The sequence below is a fragment of the Aeromonas popoffii genome, from assembly GCF_000820025.1.
In the GTDB taxonomy this organism is placed as follows: domain Bacteria; phylum Pseudomonadota; class Gammaproteobacteria; order Enterobacterales; family Aeromonadaceae; genus Aeromonas; species Aeromonas popoffii.
In genome coordinates, this window is the sequence record NZ_CDBI01000050.1 from 1 (window position 1) to 837 (window position 837).

1 protein-coding gene is annotated in these 837 nt (G+C 57.6%); it reads left to right on the forward strand.

Annotated elements, in window-relative coordinates; all coding sequences use genetic code 11:
• Positions 1-121: 121 nt before the first annotated feature.
• Positions 122-837: DNA-binding transcriptional regulator OxyR (oxyR, locus tag BN1129_RS09825; RefSeq protein WP_042036126.1), on the forward strand; the 716-nt coding region annotated here is incomplete at its 3' end.

Here is an 837-nt window from a genome sequence, read left to right on the forward strand (position 1 = left end):
GGATCCGGGCCCGCTTTGTTTTTCCATCCGGCCCTCTTTTTCCATTCAGTCGCCATATCTTGTCCCTGCTCTCTTTCTTGGGCATGCTAATGGCCCAATTGGTTGGCAGGATTCTGGATGTATGAACCTTCGCGATCTCGAGTATTTGGTTGCCTTGGAAGAGGAGAAGCATTTTCGCAAGGCAGCGGAGCGTTGCTTCGTCAGCCAACCCACCCTGAGCGGCCAGCTGCGCAAGCTGGAAGATGAACTGGGGGTGATCCTGATTGAGCGCACCTCGCGCAAGGTGCTATTTACCCCGGCCGGTGACGCCATGGCCCATCAGGCCCGCAAGGTGCTAAAAGAGGTGCGGGAGCTCAAGAGCATAGGCCAGCACTTTGCCGAGCCCATGTCTGGTGAGATCCATATCGGTTTCATTCCCACAGTCGGTCCCTATCTGCTGCCCCACATCATCCAGGATCTGCGCGAGCATTTTCCCAAGCTGGAGTTCTATCTCTATGAGGAGCAGACCCAGGTGCTGCTTAAGCGGTTGGAAGAAGGGGCGCTGGATTGCCTCATCCTCGCCGAACTTGAGGGTATGGAAGGGTTTAGCTCTATTCCTCTCTATCAGGAGCCCATGTGGCTGGCGGTACCGCAACATCACCCGGAAGCCAGGGCCAAGTCGGTGCCGCTCAGTAACCTCAAGGGCAAGAAGCTGCTGATGCTGGCCGATGGCCACTGTTTGAGGGATCAGGCGATGGGGTTCTGCTTTGCCGCTGGTATCGGTGAGGATCAGCGTTTCAAGGGCACCAGCCTGGAGACGCTGCGCAACATGGTCGCCGCGGGCAGCGGCATGACGCT